The following is a 23673-nucleotide window of genomic DNA, read 5'->3' on the forward strand; positions in this document are numbered from 1 at the left end:
CTTTCACTCCTTAATCTTCTGCTAGCCAAGTACGAAGCAGAACAACAAATTCATCCGGCTTGCTTCGCGCCAATTTTTCAAGCTGTTTTCTGACCACGACCTGGTCGCCATCTTCCTGATAGATCAAGTCAGGGATTTCAAGAGGTTGGCTTGGCGCCAGCAAGTCTGACATCTCTTCTTCCTGTTCCAGCTTCGCCTGATTGCGTCTGCGGATGATGAGGAAGGCTACAGCGGCGAGAGCCAGTACGGCAATACCACCAACCGTCCACAATAGAGTCGGGCTGAGTGCGCCGGTATCTTCGACAGCCACTTTGCCAGAGAATTGACGTGGGATAACGGAAATGTGCTTGTCCAGTTCATCATCGGTCAAATCCATCGCCTTGTCGCTCAGTGTCACACGGACGACATTGCGCAGTACCTGCTTGATCGCTTCGAGTGTGGCAGCATCCAACTGGCCACCATTTGGCGGTTCCACCCCTACGTTGATCGTCAAGTCTTCGATTTTGTACGGGCTTAGTGTCACATTTCGTGTGATTCGATTGACTTCACGGTTAATCGTGTCATTGATCTCTTCGTACTGACTGTTGCTGCCTTGAGGATTGTTCCCTGGGTAGTTGGGGACTGCATTCGCCCCTGTTCCAGCGACGCCTCCTCCTGGCGGTTGACCTTGACCCGAGAATGCTTTTGATAATTTTTGAGACGAGATGATAAGTCCTTCATTGTTCTCTTTGTCAGGTGCCTCTACGAGATTTTCCACGCGATTTTCTTTATCAAAGTTCATTTTGATAAAAGCGTGAACAATGACTTTGTCTCGGCCCATGATCGTTCCAAGCAAGTTGTACAGATTTTGTTGAATCTTCTTTTCAACCTCAGCCTTGATCGCTTCTTGTTCTTTGAAGCTGCTCAAAGTGCCTTCTGCTTCACTGCCTTCAGCTCGTTCCAGCGGATTCGAGTATTGGTCGGTAATTGCGATGGCGTCCATCGGCAATTTCGGAACGCTTCGGGAAACGAGCAGATACAGCGAGTTAATCTGCTTCTGATCCAGCGTCGTACCCGGTTCCACCTCGACGATGACCGAAGCCGTTGCTGTATCAGGAGTCTCTGTCACCCAGACACTTTCCTGCGGCAGTGTAATCATTACTTGTGCCGAGCGTACGCCTTTCACGCGCTCCAGCATTTTGCGCAGTTCCTGTTGCAATGCTTCTTTTTTCATTACATCGAATTGTCTGTCCGTCACGCCAAGCGTATTGGAAAAGATTTCGGTGTTGATGCCCGCCTGGCTGGGAATCCCTTGTGCGGCCAGATCGACGATGACATCCTGCGCCATTTTTTCCGGTACTTCAATGCTTGTGCCATTTCCGGTAATCCGGTACGGAATTTGCTGGGCATCCAGTTCTTTTTTAATTGCGCCGATTTCTTGCTCGCTCAGTCTCTGATCGTAGAGTGGCTTGTAGACCGGCTGAGAAGCGATGTATATGTATAAGCCCAGCGAAATTAGCAGAAAAAGCGAGATTCCGGCAATCATCCATTTTTGTTTCTTGGAAAACTGGTTCCATTTTGACGCAAGCTGGTCTCTGTATAAAGCTAAACGTTCGTTCATGTTTCACCTCTCACTGGATCAAACAACACTCAAATCTGCATTCGCATGATTTCTTGGTAGGACTCGATCATTTTATTCCGGACTTGCAAGGTCATTTGCAGCATTACGGAAGCTTTTTGCCCGGCAACAGTCACTTGATGCAAATCCGTAATTTCTCCGGCGGCGAATCGATCTGCGAGATTTGCAGATTCTACCTGAGCCTGGTTCACCTGGTTAAGCGCGTCCGTCAAAAACGACGTAAAATCCTTGGTCACTTCAGCAGGTGTAGGCAGTTTGTTTGCGACAGGTGTTCGGACCGAAGCCGTCTGGGAAAGTGCGTTTATGTCCATCTTTTAATGTTCACCCGCTTTATTTGATTTCCAATGCTTTCAGCATCATCGCTTTGCTCGCGTTTAAAGCTGTGACGTTGGCTTCATAGGATCGTGAGGCCGAGATCAAGTCGACCATTTCCTTCATCGGATCGACATTCGGCAAAAGCAAGTAGCCCTCTTGATCCGCATCCGGATGAGAAGGGTCGTATACGCGTTTAAATGGTGTCATGTCTTCCTTGATGGCCGTCACCCTTACCCCTTGCTCTCCACCTGTGCCAGAAGCAGTTCCCACTGCAGCTTGTAAAAAGCTGTCGAACGATTGACTCGAACGCGGCGACAGTTCGATCATTTTTCGACGATACGGCTGCCACTTGCCATCGACAAAGCTCGCGCGTGTCGTTTCTGCGTTCGCAATATTGGAAGCGATCGTATCCAGGCGCAGGCGGTTGGCAGTCAATGCAGAAGCACTCGTATTAATTCCTTGAAACAAGCTCATCGTTATTTCCCTCCGCCTTGAATGACATTGTGCAGCTTCTGGAAGTGTCCGGCTGTCAACTGTGTTAAACCGCTGTACCAAATCTGGGTTTTCGCCAGCTCAGTTGTCTCTGTTTCCAGGTCCACATCATTGCCGCTGTGCTGCACGTAGCTATTCGGATTGGAAATGACTTGAGGCATTGCAAATCCTCCGGCATTGCCAAACGGAATGTGGCGTTGATCGGTCCGATATGCCGCAAGCTTCCCATTCCCTATTTTCCCATTGAGTTCTTCCTGCAAGTAACCCTCAAAAACTACCTGTTGACTTTTGAATTGAGGGGTATCGATGTTGGCAAGATTGTTGGCGATCGTCCGTTGTCGCAGTGTCGCGGCATTCATCGCTCTCTCCAGGACCTGCAGATGATAGCTCTCCAGCATATGACCACCTCCCCTAGTATGTGTCAATTGATTTCCACAAAACTACCTATAATTCCTGTATTTTCGACATTGAATATGATTCAATCATAGCAAAATCGTAATAGTGAAAAAAGCCCCTATCAATGGCGTTTTTCAAAATGATTCAATTGCACTAAATCCCTGTTTTTTACTTGTTTTGACATGCAATCCATAATCAATGCAACAAGTGGGAGTTCGCATACAAAAATCAAGTATTAAATTCTGGAAGTCAGTTATCAAGCTTTGTTGAAAAGATAGGTAAAATTACCTATGAAAAAAGGTATAGCAACATCCGTTACTATACCTTTACGTTCACTATTACTAAACTTTATTACAGTTTTCCTTACGAAGTTTTGAGCTTTTCCAGTTCAGGCAGCAACTTTTCGTTCAACACTTTGATAAAAGTACCTTTCATTCCGAGAGAACGGGATTCAATTACACCCGCACTCTCCAGCTTCCGCAGGGCGTTTACGATAACGGAACGGGTAATACCGACACGATCCGCAATTTTCGAAGCGACGAGCAAGCCTTCCTTGCCTTCAAGCTCTTCAAAAATGTGCTCGACAGCTTCCAGCTCACTGTAAGACAAAGAGCCGATTGCCATTTGCACGACAGCCTTGCTGCGCGCTTCTTCCTCAATGGCTTCCGAACGCTCGCGCAAGATTTCCATGCCTACTACGGTCGCACCCACTTCTGCGAGGATCAGGTCATCGTCCACAAACTGGTCGTTAATGCGGCCAAGGATCAACGTACCCAAGCGGTCTCCGCCGCCCATGATCGGAACGAGAGTCGTCCAGCCGGAACGGAATACGTCTTTCATCTCAACCGGGAAAATGGTGTACGGGCTTTCCACGTCCAGGTTTGCCGACGTTTCTTCCACTTTCAAAAGACCTTGGCTATACTCTTCTGGAAAACGGCGTTCTTCCAGCATTTTGCGCATACGGCTGTTGTCCATCTCCTGGTGGATGGCAAACCCAAGCAGCTTGCCTTTGCGGCTTACGACAAATGTATTCGCTTCGATAACATCGCTCAGCACTTGCGACATTTCATTAAAGTTAACAGCATGGCCCGCAGATTTTTGCAACATGCGGTTAATTCTTCGTGTTTTTGCCAGTAGATCCATCTATATTTCCTCCCAATATGTGTACTACCTACCCAATCACTATAAAATGTATTGACTCAAGTCTTTGTTTCCTGTAATTGATCCAAGCTTTTGTCGGACGTAATCTGGGGTGATTTGCACGACTTCCAGGTGAATATCAGGGGCTTCAAACGAAAGATCCTCCAACAGCTTTTCCAGTATCGTGTGCAAACGTCTCGCACCAATGTTGTCCGTGCTCTGGTTGACTTCAGCAGCCATCTTGGCAATCTCCTGGATGGCTTCCTGCGTGAATTCTACCCGGACGCCCTCTGTTTCCAGCAAAGCCACGTATTGCTTGAGCAGCGCATTTTTCGGTTCTGTCAAAATTCGCACAAAATCCTCGACGCGCAAGCTCGTGAGCTCAACCCGGATCGGAAAGCGGCCTTGCAGCTCCGGAATCAAATCAGACGGTTTGGCCATGTGAAACGCTCCCGCTGCGATAAACAGGATGTAATCTGTTTTCACCGGACCGTATTTCGTCATAACCGTGGAGCCTTCCACAATCGGCAATATGTCTCTTTGTACGCCTTCGCGGGATACGTCTGGCCCACGGCCGTCCTTACCTGCAATCTTGTCGATTTCGTCGATAAAGATAATGCCATGTTGCTCTGCCCGACGAATCGACTCCTGGGTAACTTCGTCCATATCCACCAGTTTTTGCGCTTCTTGCTGAATTAATACCTTTCGAGCATCTTTAATTCGCAATTTTCGTTTCTTCGTCCGCTTGGGCATCAAGCTGCCGAGCATATCCTGCATTTGCATCCCCATTTGTTCTGTACCCGGGATCTGGAACATGTCAAACATGGTTGGCGATTGATCTTCCACGTCAATCTCGATCATTTGTTCTTCCAACTGTCCATTCGCCAATTGCCAAGCCACTTGTCTGCGTTGCTGCATGACGGACGCTTCTTCCTGGTCATGCGGCTCTTGCTGCTGCTGGTGTCCGCCAAACAACATTTCCAGCGGGTTTTTGAACGAGCCTTGCTGCTTGCGGGATGGAACCAAGGCATTTACAATCGCTTCATTGGCGAGCTTCTCCGCTTTTTCCTTGACCGCTTCCACTTTTTCCTGCTTCACAGTTCGGATGGAGGCTTCCACCAGATCGCGCACCATCGACTCTACATCTCGTCCTACATAGCCAACTTCTGTGAACTTGGTCGCTTCTACCTTGATAAACGGAGCGCCAGTAAGCTTGGCAATCCGGCGGGCAATCTCGGTTTTTCCCACCCCGGTCGGTCCGATCATCAAAATATTTTTGGGAACCACCTCGTCAATCATCTGCTCCGGCAAAAGACTCCGGCGATAGCGGTTGCGAAGCGCCACAGCGATGGCTTTCTTGGCTTGCGCCTGCCCGACGATGTATTTGTCCAAATGTTCTACGATCTTACGCGGAGTTAATTGCTCAAGATTCAGCACAGAAGTTCCTCCCTTTCGCTCAATTCAACTCATCCACCACAAGATTGTTGTTCGTGAACACGCAAATCTCGGCAGCAGTTCGAAGTGATGCTTCTGCAATTTCCCGGGCACTCAGGTGCGGCGCGTATGATTTTAAAGCGCGGCCGGCAGCCAAGGCAAAGCTGCCGCCAGAGCCGATCGCCAAAATCCCGTCATCCGGCTCGATGATTTCCCCGTTGCCTGAGATCAGCAGCAGGTGCTCTTTGTTGCCCACAATCATCATCGCTTCCAGACGGCGCAAAACCTTATCCATACGCCACTCCTTCGCCAGTTCCACAGCAGCTCGCTGAAGGTTTCCGTGGTATTCCTCAAGCTTGCCTTCGAACTTTTCGAACAGGGTAATAGCGTCGGCAACTGAGCCTGCAAATCCGGCCAAAACTTCTCCGCGATAGAGCCGCCTTACTTTTTTGGCCCCATGCTTCATGACCATGCTGTTTCCAAAGGTAACCTGACCGTCCCCGGCCATCGCGGTTGCCCCGTTATGCGAAATCGCGAATATGGTTGTTGCGTGAAACTGTTCCATCACTGATTCCTCCCGTTATTTCCGATTGGCGGAACCTGTACGATTCGGGTTAGCCCGCGGGTGAGCGGTGTCATATACATGGCGAAGTCGCTCCTTGGTCACATGCGTGTATACTTGTGTCGTGGACACATTGACATGTCCCAGCAGTTCCTGGACCGTCCGGAGGTCTGCCCCCCCATTCAACATATGGGTCGCAAACGTGTGACGAAACGTGTGAGGGGAAACACGCAAATGAGAAGCGCACATATCTACGTACTTGTCTACAATCCGGCGAACGCTGCGGTCGGACAACGGCTCTCCGCGATAGTTGACCAGCAGGTTGCCGTGATCTGCTCTTCCGGCCAACAGTTTTTTTCTTCCATACTCTAGGTATTGCCTAAGAACGTCGCAGGCATAACTCCCGACAGGCACATACCGCTCTTTTGCTCCTTTTCCATATACAAGCGCGACGCCCATGCTCGGATTGACATCATCGACCGCCAAGGTAACCAGTTCCGAAACTCGCATGCCGCTCGCGTACAACAGTTCAAATATCAGTCGATCCCGTATTCCTAAAGGTGTTGTTGTGTCAGGCAGATCAAAAAACGCTTGAACCTCTTGTGGATACAAAAATGAAGGGAGTTTCTTCTCCATTTTCGGAGTGGAAACGAGTTGGAATGGATTTTGCTCTAGCTGACCTTCACGCAACAAAAATCGATACAAGCTTCGCAAGCTGGAGAGCTTGCGCGCAATACTTCGCCGGGATAACCCCCTGCCCGCCAATTGCGCGAGAAAGGAGCGACCATGCAAATAAGAAACAGCAGCAAATACGGAGATTTGGTGCTGTTCCATAAAGGAGACAAATTCGCTGATATCTGCCAAATACTGCTTTACCGTATGAGGAGAGGCGTTTTTTTCTACTCGCAAATAACGGGTAAACATCGCAAGATCCGCAGAAATTTGTTGCGAAATGTCCATATGGGATGCACCCTCCTCGAAGCACCTATATAGTAACACAGACGAAATTCGGATATCAACGCTAATTGTGTCGTTATTGTGTAAAATTCTGAATTGTATCTAGCGCCCGCTCAGCAAGCTTTTCGTTTTTCTCACGCTTGTTCCGAATGCGCTCCGGCCATTCGGGAACCAGACCGAAATTCGCGTTCATTGGCTGAAAATGTTTCGGATCAGCCGTCGTAATGTAATGCGCCATACTACCTATTATTGTCTCTGGTGGGAGCACAATCAGCTCTTCGCCTTTTGCCAAACGCGCTGCGTTGATTCCTGCAAGCAGTCCGGAAGCAGCAGATTCCACATACCCTTCTACCCCTGTCATTTGTCCTGCAAAGAACAGCGTGTCGCGCTCCTTGTACTGATAGGTAGGTCGAAGCAGCTTGGGCGAATTGATGAACGTGTTGCGGTGCATGACACCGTAACGAACGATTTCACAGTTTTCCAAGCCAGGGATCAGCGAGAACACCCGCTTTTGCTCCGGCCATTTCAGATGAGTCTGGAAGCCGACCATGTTGTACAGGGTAGCTGCCCCGTTGTCCTGGCGAAGCTGCACCACTGCATACGGCTTTTTGCCTGTGCGCGGGTCGATCAGCCCAACTGGCTTCATCGGACCAAACAGCATCGTTTGTCGGCCGCGTTTTGCCATGACCTCGATCGGCATGCAGCCCTCGAAGTAAATTTCTTTTTCAAACTCCTTCAACGGGACGGCTTCGGCGGCAATCAGTTCGTCGTAGAAGCGATTGAATTCTTCCTCCGTCATCGGGCAGTTCAGGTAAGCAGCCTCTCCTTTATCGTACCGGGACGCCACGAATACCTTGTTCATGTCGATGGAGTCTTTTTCAATAATTGGTGCTGCAGCATCATAAAAATATAGGTATTCTTCCCCAGTCAGCTCCTTGAGCTTTTGGGAAAGCGCTGGCGACGTCAGTGGACCTGTCGCAATGACGACGATTCCGTCCGCCGGAATGTCCGTGATCTCATCCGTGATGACTTCGATCAGCGGATGATTTTTCACGGCGTCCGTGACATAGCCAGCAAACTCATGCCGGTCTACCGCGAGCGCTCCCCCTGCCGGAACTGCGCAACGGTCAGCAGCCTGGATGATGATCGAGTCCAGTCGGCGCATTTCTTCTTTTAATACGCCGACGGCATTCGTCAAGGAGTTCGCACGCAAGGAGTTGCTGCAGACCAATTCCGCGAACTTGTCTGTATGATGGGCAGGCGTCTGGGTTTTCGGCCGCATTTCGTACAGCTTGACGGGAATGCCTGCCTTGGCAATTTGCCAGGCAGCCTCGCTTCCGGCCAAACCTGCGCCTACTACTGTAATCGTTGGTGCTGTCATGCTGTTCGTCCTCCAAGCTACAAATTCTATCTCGTTCAATCAGGAGTCTGCTTCTTCCTGATAGTCGCATTTGGTGCAGATAACGCTAACCCCTTGCTTCTTGCGCTTTTTCTCCACCATGAGGCTTGCGCATTTCGGGCAAGGACGGGCAATCGGTTTGTCCCACGATACAAAATCGCACTCCGGGTATCGGTTACAGCCGTAAAAAATACGGCTCTTCTTAGATTTACGTTCAATGATTTGTCCGGTTTCACATTGCGGGCACTTTACTCCCGTTTCTTTGACGATCGGCTTCGTATTGCGGCATTCCGGGAAGCCGGAACAGGCGAGGAACTTGCCAAAGCGTCCGAGCTTGTAGACCATCACTCGGCCGCAAAGCTCACAGGTCTCGTCAGACTCCTCGTCTTTCAGCTCTACTTCCTTCATTTCTTCTTCGGCTACCGCGACCCGCTTGGCAAAGTCTTTGTAAAAGTCTTCGAGAATCTGTACCCAATTCGCAGTGCCTTCCTCGATTTCATCGAGACCGGACTCCATATGCGCGGTAAACTCCACGTTGAGAATTTCCGGAAAAAACTCCTCGATCAGCGTAATGATGATTTCTCCCAGCTCTGTCGGGATGAATCTCTTTTCCTCCAGCGAGACATAGCCGCGCTTCTGAATGGTTTCCAGTGTAGGCGCGTAAGTCGAAGGACGGCCGATGCCGCCTTCTTCGAGCGTCTTGATGAGACGCGCTTCCGAGTAACGCGGCGGCGGCTGGGTAAAATGCTGCGCCGGCGTTGTTTCTCTCTGTTCAAGGGTCTGGCCTTCATCAATTGGCGGCAGGAAGCTCTCTTCTTCTGTGCCGTCATCATTTCCTTCTATATAAACTTTCATGAAACCAGGGAACTTCACTTTCGAACCGGTCGCGCGGAACATGACGCCCCCTGCGTCAATATCGACACTCATCGTATCGAGTACAGCGGAAGACATCTGGCTCGCGAGAAACCGCTCCCAAATGAGTCGATACAGGCGCAACTGATCTCTTGTCAAAAACTCTTTGACTTCATCCGGCGTGCGCGCCACCGAAGTTGGGCGGATCGCTTCGTGCGCATCCTGTGCATTTTCTTTTTTGACCTGGACACGCGGCTCAGCCGGTATGTAGTCAGCGCCGAACTTCTCCTGTATGTACGCTTTTGCCTCATTTTGCGCGGTTTCGGATACACGGGTCGAGTCCGTACGCATGTACGTAATCAAACCGACTGCGCCTTCCTTGTTGCCGACATCGATCCCCTCGTACAGCTCCTGGGCGATTCGCATCGTCTTGGCCGTACGGAAATTGAGCTTGCGCGCCGCTTCCTGCTGCAAGGAACTGGTGATAAAAGGCGGTGCAGGATTGCGTTTGCGCTCGCGCTTTGTCACCTTTTGCACGACAAACGGCTGGTCTTTCATTTTGTCCAGCACGCGCTTGACGTCTTCTTCAGACTTCAGCTCGACTTTTTCATCGTCATAGCCGTAAAATTTCGCTTCAAACTCTTTGCCATTGCTTGCGAGTTTGGTCGAAATCGTCCAATACTCCTCGGGAATGAATTCGCGAATTTCCCGTTCCCGATCCAGTATCAGCTTGACGGTGACCGTTTGGACGCGCCCGGCGCTCAAGCCTTTGCGCACTTTTTTCCAAAGGATCGGACTGATGTTGTAGCCGACCAGCCGATCCAAAATGCGTCTCGCCTGCTGAGCGTTCACCAGGTCCATGTTGATGTGGCGCGGATGCTTGAACGCTTCCTTGATCGCGTCTTTGGTAATCTCGTTGAACACCACGCGCAGCGGCTGGTTCAAATCAAGACCGAGATATTGGGCCAGATGCCAGGCAATGGCTTCCCCTTCGCGATCCGGGTCGGCTGCCAGATAGACTTTCTTTACTTTTTTGGCGGCATCCTTCAGGCCCTTGAGTACATCGCCCTTGCCGCGAATGGTTATGTATTTGGGTTCAAAGCCACGATTGACATCGACTCCCATCTGACTTTTCGGGAGGTCGCGCACATGTCCCATGGACGCTTTTACGATATATTTACTTCCCAGATATTTTCCAATGGTTTTCGCTTTCGCAGGGGATTCTACGATTACGAGCGTATCAGCCATTTTTTTCCTCCCCTTTTAGTAAGGAATCTTCCCTATTATTAAATATGCGAATCCCGTTTGTCAAACACTTGCGAGCGATAGGAGATCCCCAGGGAATGGCATGCACTCCTTAGCGACGCGCAAAATACCCCCCTGGCAGTGCAGCGAGCACCCCTTTTGCCTCCAACTGGATAAGCAATTGATGCACGTTTTTGCGCTGGTGCGGCTCCAACTGCTGCACTAGCTCATCTACATGCACACCTTCGTATGTGATCGCCTCCACAATCACGCTCTCCTCCGCAGAAAGCGTCGTGGAACTGCTATTTTTTCTGTCTGCGATAGCTGTATCTGTACCGCCCGCATACACAAGCGGCAATTCCTCAAGAATGTCGCTGGTTCTTGTTACTAGCTTTGCTCCTTGTTTGAGCAAGTTATGCGGACCCTCGCTCATCAAGGAAAAAATGGGGCCTGGAACGGCAAAAACATCGCGTCCTTGCTCCAGCGCACAGTCCGCGGTAATCAGCGATCCGCTTTTTTCAGCCGCTTCCACGACGACTACGCCAAGACTGAGCCCACTGATAATGCGGTTTCGTTCCGGAAACAGCCCTGGGACGGGCGGAGTATCAGGTGGATATTCAGACAAAAGTAGTCCGAAAGATTCAATTTTTTCGTAAAGCGCACGATGTCTTGGCGGATAAACATGATTCAGGCCGCAGCCCAATACGGCGATGGTCTTTCCTCCTGCTGCGAGTGCGGCCTGGTGAGCTTCGCCATCAATGCCATAAGCCAGGCCCGATACGATCACAAGACCGGCCTGCGCCAGCTCCTTCACCAAATACGCGCAGCTTGCCCGCCCGTACGGCGTTGGCTTGCGCGAGCCGACAACTCCGATGGCAGCCTGTGCAAGCAACTTGCAATCACCGCGGTAAAACAGCGTCAGCGGCGGATCGGGAATATGCCGCAGCAAGGAGGGATAGTCCTCGTCAAGGATGCAAAGATAGCGAATCGGACCCGCTTCCCTTTTTGCCAACAAGGGCATGACAGCCGCAGCATTTGTTTTCCTATCAACGCGCTGGACAAGCTCGACAGAAAGCCCCAACTCTTCCCCGATCATTAGCCAATGATCGACAGCGTTTTGAAATGACCCGGCTGTTTCGCCAATTTTCCTGATGGTTCGACGACCCAGGCCCGGCGTCATCGCCAGCACATACAGCCAATCTCGCTCACTGATTTTCGGTTTGTCCATCAAGCACCCTCCTTGCATGCCAAGCGTTCCTTGGTCGGCTTCGAGTGCTATTGTAGCGAAAGACAGATGCCTCTTTCAAAAAAGAAAAGCGGACAAGCATCTGCCTGTCCACTTCTTTATCAAAACGATTACTTGTTCAACACTTTATCCAGCATGCCGCGCTCTTTCAGCACTTCAACCAGTGTTTCACCGATGACTGCTGGTGTTTTCGCTACGCGGATGCCGCACGCTTCGAGTTTCGCGATTTTCTCAGCAGCTGTACCTTTACCGCCGGAGATGATCGCACCAGCGTGACCCATGCGTTTTCCTGGAGGAGCAGTTTGTCCACCAATGAAGCCTACTACTGGTTTTTTCATGTTGGCTGCGATCCATTCAGCCGCTTCTTCTTCCGCAGTACCACCGATCTCGCCGATCATGATAACCGCTTCTGTGTCTGGGTCTTCGTTGAACAGTTTCAGTACATCGATGAACTCCATTCCTTTTACCGGGTCGCCACCGATACCGACAGCAGTGGATTGACCAATGCCGCGAGTGCTAGTTTGATGTACCGCTTCATAAGTCAAGGTACCGGAGCGGGATACGATACCCACTTTACCAGGGGTGTGAATGTAGCCTGGCATGATACCGATTTTGCACTCGCCCGGAGTGATAACGCCTGGGCAGTTAGGTCCGATCAGCTTGGTTTTCTTGCCTTCCATGTAACGTTTTACTTTTACCATGTCGAGGACAGGAATACCTTCGGTGATGCAGATAACCAGATCCAATTCAGCGTCAACCGCTTCCATGATTGCGTCAGCTGCAAAAGGAGGAGCAACGTAGATAACGGAAGCATTTGCACCTGTTTTTTCAACTGCTTCTGCTACGGTGTTGAAAATTGGAATACCGTCTACTTCGGTTCCGCCTTTTCCTGGCGTCACGCCACCAACCATTTGTGTACCGTATTCAACGGCTCCGCGAGTGTGGAACAAACCTGTTGCACCGGTAATCCCTTGGGTAATTACTTTTGTATTTTTGTTAACGAGAATACTCATCGCGTTTTTTTCCCACCTTTTTTTACGTATCTACTCGCAATTGCTTACTTTACCAAGGATACGATTTTCTCAGCGCCATCAGCCATGGATTCAGCTGCAACGATGTTCAGACCGGATTCGTTGAGGATTTTCTTGCCGAGGTCTACGTTTGTACCTTCGAGACGTACAACGAGCGGTTTGTCCAGTTTGATTTGTTTCGCTGCATTCACAACGCCGTTTGCGATAACGTCACATTTCATGATACCGCCGAAAATGTTGACGAAAATACCTTTTACTTTTTCGTCGCGCAGGATGATTTTGAACGCTTCAGTTACTTTTTCTTCGGTCGCACCGCCACCTACATCGAGGAAGTTGGCTGGATCTCCACCGTAAAATTTCACGATGTCCATGGTAGCCATAGCAAGACCAGCACCGTTTACCATGCAGCCGATGTTACCATCGAGAGCGATGTAGGACAGATCGTATTTGGACGCTTCGATTTCTTTCTCGTCTTCTTCATCCAGGTCGCGCAGAGCTACAACGTCAGGATGACGGTAGAGAGCGTTGCTGTCGAAGTTCAGTTTGGCATCGAGTGCCATTACTTCACCGTCGCCAGTAACAACAAGCGGGTTGATTTCCGCGATAGAGCAGTCTTTGTCAACAAATGCCTGGTACAGGCTCATCATGAACTTCGCTGCTTTGTTGATGAGTTCTTTCGGGATGTTGATTGCATAAGCCAGACGGCGTGCCTGGAACGCGTTCAGGCCAGTTACCGGATCGATCACTTCTTTGAAGATTTTTTCCGGAGTTTTTGCTGCTACTTCCTCGATCTCTGTACCGCCCTCTTCAGAAGCCATCATCACTACGCTGCCTGTCGCACGGTCAACAACGACACCCACGTAGTATTCTTTTTTAATATCGCAGCCTTGCTCGATCAAGAGGCGCTTTACTTCTTTGCCTTCTGGACCTGTTTGATGAGTTACCAGCACTTTGCCAAGAATTTCGCTGGCATATGTACGAACTTCGTCCAGGTTTTTCGCTACTTTTACACCGCCAGCTTTACCGCGGCCACCAGCGTGGATTTGCGCTTTTACGACAACAACCTGGGTGCCCAGCTCTTTCGCTGCTTCAACAGCTTCATCCACTGTGAAAGCTACGCGACCTTCTGGAACTTTTACACCGTACTGCTTAAGTATCTCTTTGCCTTGATACTCATGAATGTTCATTCTCCATCCTCCTATGGCAGATAAAGATCGGCAGGCTTTTAGACCGGCCAAAAGACAACTGTCTTCTTTCGGTCAATAGCTGCCACTATCAGTGCAACGTAACTATTCTACGACAAAAAATGCAAAAGTGGTAGTAATATGTTCTCCTTATCGTGACCATAACTTCGAAACTTCATGAGGAAAACCCATCATTTTCTAGCACTTTGCAACAATTTCCACATCGCGTCGGCCATTTCATGGTGAGCGAACCAATTTGCGTCTATTTGGAAATGATTGTCATACAAAATCAATTCGTGCTCTTTCCCGCTCACGGTAAAGTATAAGCGGTACTGCTCTGGTCCCGGTTCTTTTGGTGCTTCCTTCAACAACTCTGCCGTTTGCAAAAGGCGCACGGCCTGATGGGCAATCCCTTGTTCCACGGTCGTCTTCCTGACTTCCAGTTCCAGACCTTCCACAGCCATGGCGCCTGTCGGGGCAATCCGAATCTTGCTTGCCTTGAAAAGCTGCTCCAACTGCTTTTCTTCCATTTCAGCCGGAGGAATCCACTCTGTCAGCCTGGAAAAGAGCTCGCCGTCCACGTGAAACGTGTGGGTTTCTTTTCCAAACGGCACACTGATTAAGGTTGGGGTCAACACGGTCACTTCCAGCGGTCTTTCTGCGGAATTAATGCGCAAACGGTAATTCGGGTAGAGTGGATACTGCTTCTGGGTCGCCCCTGTCTCGGGCACTGCCGCTGCCAGCACTGTACGGATTGCTTCCATTTCTGTCTCTCCCAGCACCCTCGTTTTGGAGATGTCCTCGGCGGAGAGCAGGACGGTGTTGATTTTTTGCGACAACAATCCTTTTCCTGTCAGCTTTTGAATCCATTGATAAAAGGCGACTGCCCCTGCACCGCGATATGTATTTTCGCCAAACTGGCTGGCCCCGTCTCCAACGGCCACGACGAGCGGGGCCAATTGCTTGCGGTACAGGACGAGCGTAAAGCGCACGTCTTCCTGCTTCAAGGCTGTTTCTGAAAGCTGCAAATCTTTGCCCTGTCCAGCCAGTTCCTTCATGAATGTCGGCAAATCCAGCATCACTTCCTGCCCATCTGTTGACATGACGGTTACTTTTTCCACCGCATCAAGCTCTTTCTCGATGTGGTTACTCATGTCGGCTGGCACTTTGTCAGTCTGTGCACAACCGGCAATCATCATACTTGCGACCATCACAATGAACAGGTAAGCACGCAAAGACGATACCATGCAGCACCCTCCTTCGAATATCCATCATGCCCGATGATTCTGCAAAAGTCCCAATCGTCGGCTGATCTCACTGCCAAGTTTTCGTTTGACGTAAATTTCGCCTATTTGATGCGGGTCTTTGACTACGACCGAGCGATTGTTCGTGCGGATGACGACGTATTTCTCGCTATTTTTATCCAGACCGCAAATCAGTTCGGAGGCAATCTCCACAAAAATCGCGACAACATGCTTGCCGTCCACTTTTTTCAGAGAGATTTTTGGAAACGGTGTGATGAATGGCGAAGTCTTGTCCTGAATGTACTGTGTTATGGCCAGTATGTATTTATCCGGATCGCCGTACTGTTCGATTTCGTGATCGATGCCGCAAATGGTCCCTTCATCGGTAATCCCCAGGAAGAGATTTCCATTGTTCGAATTGGCGAATGCGACAATTGTCTTAATGATTCCGCCTTTGGACAGCAAAAAGTCGCGCTTGAATTCGATCATGTCATTTTCGCCAAGCGACGTCGCCACGAGCGGATCGTCTACCCGCCCAAGGTAGCGAAACCTGCTGATGGCCCCCAGGCGATACACGTACTCTTCAAAAATATCAGGCGGCAAAGACAGGTCTTCCAGACTCGCATCTGTATTCTGCCATAATTTATACGTCTGGGGAGAGAAGCACATGTCAAACAATACGTTGCCGCCGAGTGACCGGATGTTCATTCCGATTGAAGCCGGCTTTATCATCCCTGGCTGGTAAGGGGGATCGTTCTCCACATCCATCACGCCGGAATGAAACAAATAGTCAAAATAGTGCCGAGGCAACTGGGCATTTGGCCTTAGCAACTCTCGGACAGTGGTCGTTCTTCGAATCTCCTGGTACAAGTCAAAACGCACAGATTGTTCTGTCAGTTCATGGACAACGGCGAGTAAGGAACAAATATGGCGCATGTTTTCCCTCGTTCTTTTGTTTGGAATCCTTGTCATTGTTTGGTCATATTTTAACGCAACTATTTGGAGATTGACCAGTTTTTTTCTGTAATCAGCTGGGAACGCCGCTTGCTTCCCTTCGCTTTCATTGACTTGAAGCGCTCGCAAGTGTTGCACAAAAAAAGAAAAGCCGGGCGTTTGCCGGCTTATTTTACTCGAACAGCGGTTCCGGTCGCGATGACCATCATCATGCCTTCTCGCAGCGTTTCGAAGTCGAGATCGACTCCAATGACAGCGTTTGCCCCGAGCGCGCGTGCTTTTTCCTTCATTTCTTGCAGCGCCAGCTCGCGTCCTTCTGCCAGTTTGCTTTCATAGGAGCCGCTTCTGCCACCGATAATGTCCGTGATTCCTGCCAAAAAGTCGCGAACCACGTTTGCTCCCATGATGACTTCTCCGCTGACGATATCCAAATAGGCTTCAATTTCTTTTCCTTGCAACGTGCTGGTTGTAGAAATAATCATGTAATAGGCCTCCTCTGACCGAATTCATTTCCACTCTGACATATAGGTAATACGAATGAACCTTGCGTCGGTTTCATCTGCCCATTTTAGCGGGCGGCTTCCTCTTGTAGGCCGTACCCACGCCTTAGCCAGCAGCGTAATCGTAACCATTCAGGAAAAAGAAGACTCCAACCTCTGTGCCTTGATCGCCGATGATGCAAGACTTGCTTGCGCGATCAGCTCCCTCCAGGAGTGGCTGAAGAAATCAGGCTCACTGTAGCCGTTCACATGGCCGACGGCTGCAGAAACCGTAATGTCCAGCACGTCGGTCGGTCGGGAAATCAGCTCGATATACTGTTCGACAAGCGCGTCAGGAGCAGTAGAAATCAAGACAAATTCATCCCCCGCATAACGGCACAGGTGGCCTCCCTGATCCTCGGCAACCGAGGAAAGAACGGCCGAATAGGTCCGGATGACATCATCGCCAAACGGATGACCGTATTGCTTGTTAATTCTGCCGAAATTGTTCAAATCGATGAACAGCAGGTGAAACGGGATTTTTTTCTGCAAATAGCTCTCCCCGATAAATTGGATATAAGGCGCCCGATACAGACCGGACAGCGGGTCTTTGTATTGGGCAATTTGCATGTCGACGATTTCTTTCGTAATCATCCCGCTTACTTGCTGGTCGTCGAGGATAATGGCCAGTCGGGCATTTTCATTGAGAAAGTAATGGTGCGCCTCCCAAATGTTCTGATCCGCCAGCAGGTAATGCACCTCGTTGCACATCGCATCGGCAACAATCCGGTTTGGATGCGCAGTCAGGACATCTCGGGAAGTCACTAAACCGACGACCTCTCCATGGTCAATGACAACCAGCGAATCCATTTGATACTCACTCATGAGCTTCGCAGCATGGGAAACGGATTTGTCAGAGGAAATGGAATAGATCGTCGGATTCATGATTTCGGAGATGTTCATAGCAAATCCACCTCACGCTGTACAGACAACGCAATTTTTAGTTCAGAACGCAATACCATTGATTCGCTAATCATCCGCTCTGATTCCTCAAGAATAATTTTCATCAGCAGTTTTTCGTCCATCATCTGCAGGATCGAGTTTCGCAAAAGCACCGCCTCGATCTTCGGATGATCGATTTTCAGCAGGGTAAACTGCTCCGGAGACAGCGCCTCTGCCATCCTCCGTACCGCTTCCGGTCCAATTGGCGCTTTTCTGCCAATAATCAGCATATCCTGCATCGGAGGCACTTCAAACTCGGAAATTTTTAAGGATAGAGTGGCTTTCCTTGAATATACGCTACTATCACCAAACATCAGTAATTCCTCCAATTCTGCTCTCCCCTCTTACTCTTCCCGCAGGCGATCCGGTTTTCCGAAAAGGTATCCTTGTCCCATTGCGATTCCCAATGAAGAGGCGCAAGCAAAATCTTCTTCTTCTTCAACTCCTTCAAGAATGAGTTGAGGCTCGTACCTGCAAAAGTCAACAAACAGCTTGATGACTGTCTGTTTTTCTTGCGAAGTCGAAAGATCCTTGGAATAGAACCGATCGATCTTGATGAAATCCGGCGAAAGATCCGTTATTTTTTGAAAAATATTCGCTGCATCCCCTACATCATCCAACGCAATCAAAAACCCCATCTTTTTCAATTCACGAATCCGATTGGTAAAAACAGGGTCATGCCAACCTTCCCCTTCCATGATCGATTCGTTTATTTCCAGAACGATTCTTTTCAAATACGGAAGAAAAGCTTGCTTGATTTCCTCAATGAATCCTGGAAACGAATCTTCCACGATCGTGGACGGAAAAATATTGACAAACAGGAGCTCCTGTGTGTGTTCCATGGATGAACGAAAAAAAGACAAAAGCGCATGCCGAAAAGACTGGGTATCCAGCTCTGGCAACTTTCTTTTTTCCTTGGCCATCGCAAACAACAGCTCCGGGTTTCGACCTGATTTACTTCGGAGCAGCACCTCATACCCTATTCTTTTTTTATCAGGGAATTGGCATATGGGCTGAAACGCATGATAATACTCTCTTTTCTCAAATAGTTCCGCAAAGCTCTCCATCAATTTTCCTTTCCCTTTCCTAGCAAATATGAACACAGAGAAAGCTTCCCAAGTGAGAGGTGCATAGGATGTACGCCCAGTTCATTGGAAGTATTGGGAAGTGAAGCGACCAGTTAGATCGCAAGCCCAAAAAAGTTTTTGGCGCAATCACTAGGTAAAAGAGTTCACAAAATCTCCAGTTCATTCGACAACCTGTGTCTTTGTTCCTAGTAATTCGCCATTGTTTTACATATTCCCTTCCAAATCATACTAAATCCCTATTCAAAAAAAAGCAACTTTTGGATAAGTGGGCATAATTTTCTGCGAATGGGAAGGCTTTTTTTCTATATGGAACAATTATTTTTCGCCTTGTTGTGATTTTGTTGCTCTTCGGTTGATCTACTTGAACCGATCTGCTTGGGCATTTTGCTGTTTTTTTATACTGGTTGGGAAAGGTGTTTTGTAAAGGAAAGGGGGATGGCGATGACATTCGGTTTCGTTATTATGGTCGGGTTACTATTGTTAATTCCAAATTTTGTATAATTGATGAGGTTCGAGGTGAGTGAATGATGCGAGTGAATGTGGCGAAAGTGCCTCGTCGTTGCTTCTGCATCCGGGAAAGCTTCTTCTGGATGTGAATTCCAGTGCGTTCCCTTATTCCAACCCAGATTTTTATGTATGGAAGGCACTACAAAGAGTCAGTCATTCAACCAACTAATTACAATATATACCATATCGCGCGGAAAAGAAGATGGTTTTTCCAGAAATTTGATGATTTTTTTGTAATTTAGCTCTTCACCATAAAACGTGCTTGATCTCCCTCTATCGCAGTTTTTCGTAGTTATGTAGCCGGTTTACACTCCAGTCTAATGCGAATCTTGAATCTCTCTAGATTGCGGTAGCCGTAGGCTCTTCGTTTGATTACCTTCACTTTGTTGTGTGTCCCTTCAATCTTGGCATTCGTTACCCGAAAGGAAAAATAATGCTGAATGGGCTCTTGCCACTGGACAATCGTTTTGGCAATGGAACGAACCGCAGGAGTCGGAGAATAGAGATGGTCGACAATCCATTTCTGAAGCGCTTCCTCCCCTGCCTCTTGGGTTTCAACGGCATACACGGTTCTTATGTCTTGAAGCGCAAAGTAGAGTCGTTCCAGATGTGGATCTTCTGCTAACCAAATCTTCAGTTCCTGAAGCTCTTCGGGCTTCAGCTTGTCAGGGATCGTATGGAGCAGGCGTTGCTCATGTCTGCCCCGACGATGTGTTCCACGAGCATGAGTGCGTTTTCGGGTAGCTTCCAACGCTTTAGAGAAAAGCTGGATCACGTGAAATTTATCTGCTACCACAAGGGTATGCTTCCAGACCTGGCGTACGGTTTCAGCCATTCCTGGAGCCAAATCCGTGACAACTACATGGGGAGCCTTACGAAAAGGCCATTGCTGCAGCGCGTTTCGTACTTGTTCACGTGAACGTCCTTCTGTGACTTGCCAGATATGACCGGTTTGAGCATCCATGAGGTTCACGCCATACTTATGTCCTTTTTGCAGAGCAAACTCATCCAGACAGACCACTTCAGGAGCTTCATGTTCTTTTGGTTGAGCAAGGCGTTGGGGGGCCAGTTGGTAGTACCAGCGTTCGAGTGTCGAGTAGGCCACACTCAATTGCTTGGCAACCGAGAGCAAATCCCGACTGCGGCACATATCCACCGCCATCTCTTGAAAAGCAGAGGTCACGGATCCTCGAGGCGGGATACCGTTCCATTCCACTGTCCATGTAAGCATACAACTAGCACAGCGCTGGCGATACACGGGAACGGATACCCAGACGGTCCCCCAAGAAGGAACGAAACGATGACGAAGAATACGCCGTCCAGGACGTGCATGGTTGGTACTGGCTCCGAGGCAGATCGGACAAAGATGACAGGCAGAATGCGGTTCCAGAACAGCGATCCAATCCGTTTCCTTTGTTTTTTCCCAATGTGTGAGATGGAATGATGGAAGTCTGATAAAGTCTGTGCTAAAATCAAGGCACAACGCAGATTTCCTCCTTTTCAGTGGTTGTCTCGACAACTCCCACGATAAAGGAACATCTGCGTTTTTTCAATGTCTAGCACGGGTTATGGTGATGAATCTGTAATTTGTAAATGGTATCTCTGTCTTCCTTTTTCGATCCACTTGTGTCGATTCTCTTGCAACGAATTCACTTAGCGGACCGATTTCCTGTAGGGCAGTTTCTGTTGTACGGAACAAAAAACGTGGCTGTCGAAAAAGTCCCAATAAGCCAAAATCACCAAATCGGCAACATTGGTTTATCAAGGCTTTTGAAATTCAAAAAGGGGCATCTCTAAGTCATGAAAGCGACTTTTGAGACAGCCCCGTCTCAGAGTGCGCACCGCAGACAAGCTCCCTCTTCTGCAACGGCAGCGAGATCGTACGATTTCTTCCTTCTCCGGTTTCTTCCCTTTCCGTTTTCTTTCCTCTTCGCTATATAATTGTTCGTTGCGCGGGTCTTTGGCATATGGTCAAAAGAACTGACCAGAGTATTCACCAAACTTTTCTTCTTATGGATGATGTTATGGATAATGGATTCCCCTAAGCGAACCGCCTGATTCATGCTGTCACCTGTTCAAGTTCCGGTATTTCATTAAAAAATAGAAGTAACTGTAACCCTCACGCAATCAAAATGACAGCCCCCTATCCAATGCCCTGTATCGAATCGCCTCCGCGACGTGCGCAGCCTCTATCCGCGCTGCTCCCTCCAAATCCGCAATCGTTCGCGCCACCTTGACGATTCTGTCGTACGCCCTCGCGCTAAGCCCCAGCGTCTCAAACGCTAGTTGCAATATTTCTTGCCCTTCTTTGTCCAGCTTGGCATACCTTTGCAGCTCTTCCGCATTCATCATGCTGTTGAACGGGCTGCCTGGCCGATGCCGATACCTGTCACATTGAATAGCCCGCGCCTGTTCAACCCTCGCCCGGATGTCGCGCGATGATTCTTCCTTGACACGGTTGTGCAGCAGTTGCACAGGCACACGCGGGACTTCGATATGCAGGTCAATCCGGTCCAACAGCGGCCCCGACAGCTTGGAGCGGTATTTGTTTATTTGCTGCGGTGTGCAGGAGCATGTCTGCTTCTCCCGGGTGCCGAAAAATCCACACGGACAAGGATTGCACGACCCGATCAGCAAAAATCTTGCCGGAAAGGTAAACACCTGCTTTGCCCTGCCAATCGTCACAATCCCAGCCTCCAGTGGCTGGCGCAGCACCTCAAGGACGTGGCGGGAAAACTCCGGCATCTCGTCCAAAAACAAAATTCCGCCATGTGAGAGGCTGCATTCGCCCGGTCGGGGAATTTGTGCCCCTCCCCCGATCAGAGCTGTAGCTGTAATCGTATGATGTGGAGCGCGAAACGGCCTTTCTTGAATGAGTCCGCCATCGCGCTTCAATTGACCTGCAATGCTGTATATTTTCGTGACCTCGTACGATTCGTCCATCGTCATTTGAGGCATGATGCCTGGCAGACAGGTGGACAGCAGCGTCTTGCCACAGCCGGGCGGTCCGACCAAAATGACGTTGTGAAAGCCGGCTGCCGCGATCTCCAGCCCGCGTTTGACGAAGCGCTGACCGTACACATGCGCAAAATCCGGTGCCTGCGGGGCCACAGGGGCCTGGCTGGCTCGCGTTGAAGCAGATGCTGCAGCTTGCGGATTTTTGGGCTGCAGTCCTTCTTTCCAATACTGCACCGCTTCCGTCAAATTGGCGGCAGGCAAGACGATAATCTCGACCAGATGCGCCTCGGAGGCGTTTGCCTCTGGTAAAATGACATGGGTAAAGCCCGCCTTCGTCGCTTCCAGCAGGATGGGGAGAACGCCCGTCACAGGACGCAGAGAGCCATCGAGGGCAAGCTCTCCAAGAATCAAAATGCGCTCTTCGCGGGGCAGTATTTGCTTGGACGCAAGCAAAATGCCAAACGCGATGGCAAGATCAAAGCCAGAGCCTTCCTTGCGCTGGTCCGCTGGCGCCAGATTGACCGTAATTCGCTGCATCGGGTAATCGTAGCCAGCATTGCGCAAAGCTGCACGAACGCGGTCTCTCGCTTCCTTCACGGCAGAGCCGCCCAGCCCCACAAGATCGAACTGCGGCAGTCCATTGGCAATGTCCGTTTCTACGCTCACCATCATCCCGTCTATGCCGAGAACGGTCCCGGAATAGCTGCATGCGTACATATTCTCTCCCCCTTTGCTTTTAGCGTAGGAAAAGAAAGTGGGGGTGTGCAAGTTTATTGCGGGGGTGGGGATGTGAATGCGTAGCGCTAGGTTTATGGAGTTTTTAAGCCCTCTAATTAGACTTGACCCACTTTGCTATTTATCAATGTCACTCCTCGTGAAGTCATCATGTTTATTAGGTGGTGTTATAATCGTTAAATGAGTGCTTGAAAAGCCTATTATTCTACGACCTGGACAATCTAAGTGAAGAAGCCAAACAGAAAGCATTGGGGCATGTAAGGTACTTGGCTGAGAAAAAACAAGAATTGACACTGACAGCGCGGCGAGCAGTGCTTGGGCAGCCACTACCAGAAAAAGCAAGCATTTCTTTACACCCGGCTGACCCCTGCAGCATCCGCCCAACACAAAAAGACCCGCTACACCAAGCGCGAGTCTTCTGCTCCTTGACTTGACTGCCCATTTGCCGCTGCAGCAACTCCCCCCATCGCCCAATTCATCGTCCTTTCAAAACGAAGCGCGGCCTGGAGCTGTTTGTTTTTAAGAAAGCTCCTTTTTCACATTGGCAATGAGCTTGTCCGCATTGTTTTCATCGTTGTCAAACATGACGAGATCGTGCAAGACGATGCCTTCTACAGTTTGAATGGCATCCGACAGCGAGTCGGCCAGCTTTTGCATGTCGATTTTGTCTGCTTTTTCTACGTCTAATACGAGTACCAGCTTTTTCTTCATGATGAAAATCCTCATTTCGCTCAAAAATAATCGTTAGGAAAAATCGTATATACCAACGGCATTATACCAAATAATTGCCGGGCAATCGACCGTGAGCTTGCTTTTCCATTCATCCGCGCCATCT

At 49.5% G+C, this 23673-nt stretch carries 22 protein-coding genes; all 22 read right to left on the bottom strand.

Features of this window, described 5'->3' with window-relative positions; genetic code table 11:
* Window positions 1–10: 10 nt before the first annotated feature.
* Entirely contained in the window at window positions 11–1600 is a 1590-nt protein-coding gene (fliF, locus tag AAFJ72_RS12885; protein ID WP_432774237.1) for a flagellar basal-body MS-ring/collar protein FliF, read from the bottom strand.
* A 29-nt stretch (window positions 1601–1629) separates the two neighbouring features.
* Entirely contained in the window at window positions 1630–1929 is a 300-nt protein-coding gene (gene fliE, locus AAFJ72_RS12890; RefSeq protein ID WP_122903368.1) for a flagellar hook-basal body complex protein FliE, read from the bottom strand.
* 19 nt (window positions 1930–1948) lie between these two features.
* Window positions 1949–2407 carry a flagellar basal body rod protein FlgC gene (flgC, locus tag AAFJ72_RS12895; protein ID WP_122903367.1) on the bottom strand — a complete coding sequence of 153 codons (459 nt, stop codon included), beginning with the start codon at window positions 2405–2407 and terminating at the stop codon, window positions 1949–1951.
* Between the two features lie 2 nt (window positions 2408–2409).
* On the bottom strand, window positions 2410–2823 hold the full coding sequence (gene flgB / locus AAFJ72_RS12900) for a flagellar basal body rod protein FlgB (protein WP_122903366.1): 414 nt from the start codon (window positions 2821–2823) through the stop codon (window positions 2410–2412).
* A 361-nt stretch (window positions 2824–3184) separates the two neighbouring features.
* The gene (gene codY / locus AAFJ72_RS12905; protein ID WP_122903365.1) at window positions 3185–3964 is read right to left on the bottom strand and encodes a GTP-sensing pleiotropic transcriptional regulator CodY; all 780 of its coding nucleotides are present in this window, start codon (window positions 3962–3964) and stop codon (window positions 3185–3187) included.
* A gap of 39 nt (window positions 3965–4003) precedes the next feature.
* Window positions 4004–5398: an ATP-dependent protease ATPase subunit HslU gene (gene hslU, locus AAFJ72_RS12910; RefSeq protein WP_432774239.1), complete on the bottom strand. Its 1395-nt coding sequence runs from the start codon at window positions 5396–5398 to the stop codon at window positions 4004–4006.
* A gap of 19 nt (window positions 5399–5417) precedes the next feature.
* Window positions 5418–5960, bottom strand: a complete 543-nt coding sequence (gene hslV, locus AAFJ72_RS12915) for an ATP-dependent protease subunit HslV (RefSeq protein ID WP_122903363.1) — start codon at window positions 5958–5960, stop codon at window positions 5418–5420.
* Window positions 5961–5975: 15 nt separating this feature from the next.
* The gene (gene xerC, locus AAFJ72_RS12920; protein WP_432774240.1) at window positions 5976–6917 is read right to left on the bottom strand and encodes a tyrosine recombinase XerC; all 942 of its coding nucleotides are present in this window, start codon (window positions 6915–6917) and stop codon (window positions 5976–5978) included.
* A 73-nt stretch (window positions 6918–6990) separates the two neighbouring features.
* Window positions 6991–8295: an FADH(2)-oxidizing methylenetetrahydrofolate--tRNA-(uracil(54)-C(5))-methyltransferase TrmFO gene (gene trmFO, locus AAFJ72_RS12925; RefSeq protein WP_432774241.1), complete on the bottom strand. Its 1305-nt coding sequence runs from the start codon at window positions 8293–8295 to the stop codon at window positions 6991–6993.
* 39 nt (window positions 8296–8334) lie between these two features.
* Entirely contained in the window at window positions 8335–10413 is a 2079-nt protein-coding gene (topA, locus tag AAFJ72_RS12930) for a type I DNA topoisomerase (protein ID WP_432774242.1), read from the bottom strand.
* A 109-nt stretch (window positions 10414–10522) separates the two neighbouring features.
* Complete coding sequence (gene dprA / locus AAFJ72_RS12935; protein WP_432774243.1) at window positions 10523–11638, bottom strand: DNA-processing protein DprA; 1116 nt, start codon at window positions 11636–11638, stop codon at window positions 10523–10525.
* A gap of 128 nt (window positions 11639–11766) precedes the next feature.
* Window positions 11767–12669, bottom strand: a complete 903-nt coding sequence (gene sucD, locus AAFJ72_RS12940) for a succinate--CoA ligase subunit alpha (RefSeq protein ID WP_432774244.1) — start codon at window positions 12667–12669, stop codon at window positions 11767–11769.
* Window positions 12670–12713: 44 nt separating this feature from the next.
* A complete protein-coding gene (sucC, locus tag AAFJ72_RS12945) occupies window positions 12714–13874 on the bottom strand; it encodes an ADP-forming succinate--CoA ligase subunit beta (RefSeq protein WP_122903357.1) in 1161 nt (386 codons plus the stop codon).
* Window positions 13875–14062: 188 nt separating this feature from the next.
* Entirely contained in the window at window positions 14063–15118 is a 1056-nt protein-coding gene (locus AAFJ72_RS12950) for a hypothetical protein (RefSeq protein WP_432774245.1), read from the bottom strand.
* Between the two features lie 24 nt (window positions 15119–15142).
* Window positions 15143–16051: an AlbA family DNA-binding domain-containing protein gene (locus AAFJ72_RS12955; RefSeq protein ID WP_432774246.1), complete on the bottom strand. Its 909-nt coding sequence runs from the start codon at window positions 16049–16051 to the stop codon at window positions 15143–15145.
* A gap of 185 nt (window positions 16052–16236) precedes the next feature.
* Window positions 16237–16551, bottom strand: a complete 315-nt coding sequence (locus AAFJ72_RS12960; RefSeq protein ID WP_122903354.1) for a YbjQ family protein — start codon at window positions 16549–16551, stop codon at window positions 16237–16239.
* A gap of 150 nt (window positions 16552–16701) precedes the next feature.
* Window positions 16702–17511, bottom strand: coding sequence for a GGDEF domain-containing protein (locus tag AAFJ72_RS12965; protein ID WP_432774247.1), 810 nt, complete (start codon window positions 17509–17511; stop codon window positions 16702–16704).
* On the bottom strand, window positions 17508–17879 hold the full coding sequence (locus AAFJ72_RS12970) for a hypothetical protein (RefSeq protein ID WP_432774248.1): 372 nt from the start codon (window positions 17877–17879) through the stop codon (window positions 17508–17510). Before AAFJ72_RS12970 ends, AAFJ72_RS12965 begins: the two co-directional genes overlap by 4 nt.
* 15 nt (window positions 17880–17894) lie before the next feature.
* Window positions 17895–18617 (bottom strand): EAL domain-containing protein, encoded by a 723-nt coding sequence (locus AAFJ72_RS12975; RefSeq protein WP_432774249.1) that lies wholly within the window; start codon window positions 18615–18617, stop codon window positions 17895–17897.
* Window positions 18618–19437: 820 nt separating this feature from the next.
* Complete coding sequence (locus tag AAFJ72_RS12980; protein WP_432774250.1) at window positions 19438–20628, bottom strand: ISL3 family transposase; 1191 nt, start codon at window positions 20626–20628, stop codon at window positions 19438–19440.
* 644 nt (window positions 20629–21272) lie between these two features.
* The gene (locus AAFJ72_RS12985; RefSeq protein ID WP_432774251.1) at window positions 21273–22820 is read right to left on the bottom strand and encodes a YifB family Mg chelatase-like AAA ATPase; all 1548 of its coding nucleotides are present in this window, start codon (window positions 22818–22820) and stop codon (window positions 21273–21275) included.
* 537 nt (window positions 22821–23357) lie between these two features.
* On the bottom strand, window positions 23358–23549 hold the full coding sequence (locus AAFJ72_RS12990; RefSeq protein ID WP_122905710.1) for a hypothetical protein: 192 nt from the start codon (window positions 23547–23549) through the stop codon (window positions 23358–23360).
* Between the last annotated feature and the right edge of the window lie 124 nt (window positions 23550–23673).

Source organism: Brevibacillus gelatini, from assembly GCF_050920745.1.
GTDB classification, from domain to species: domain Bacteria; phylum Bacillota; class Bacilli; order Brevibacillales; family Brevibacillaceae; genus Brevibacillus; species Brevibacillus gelatini.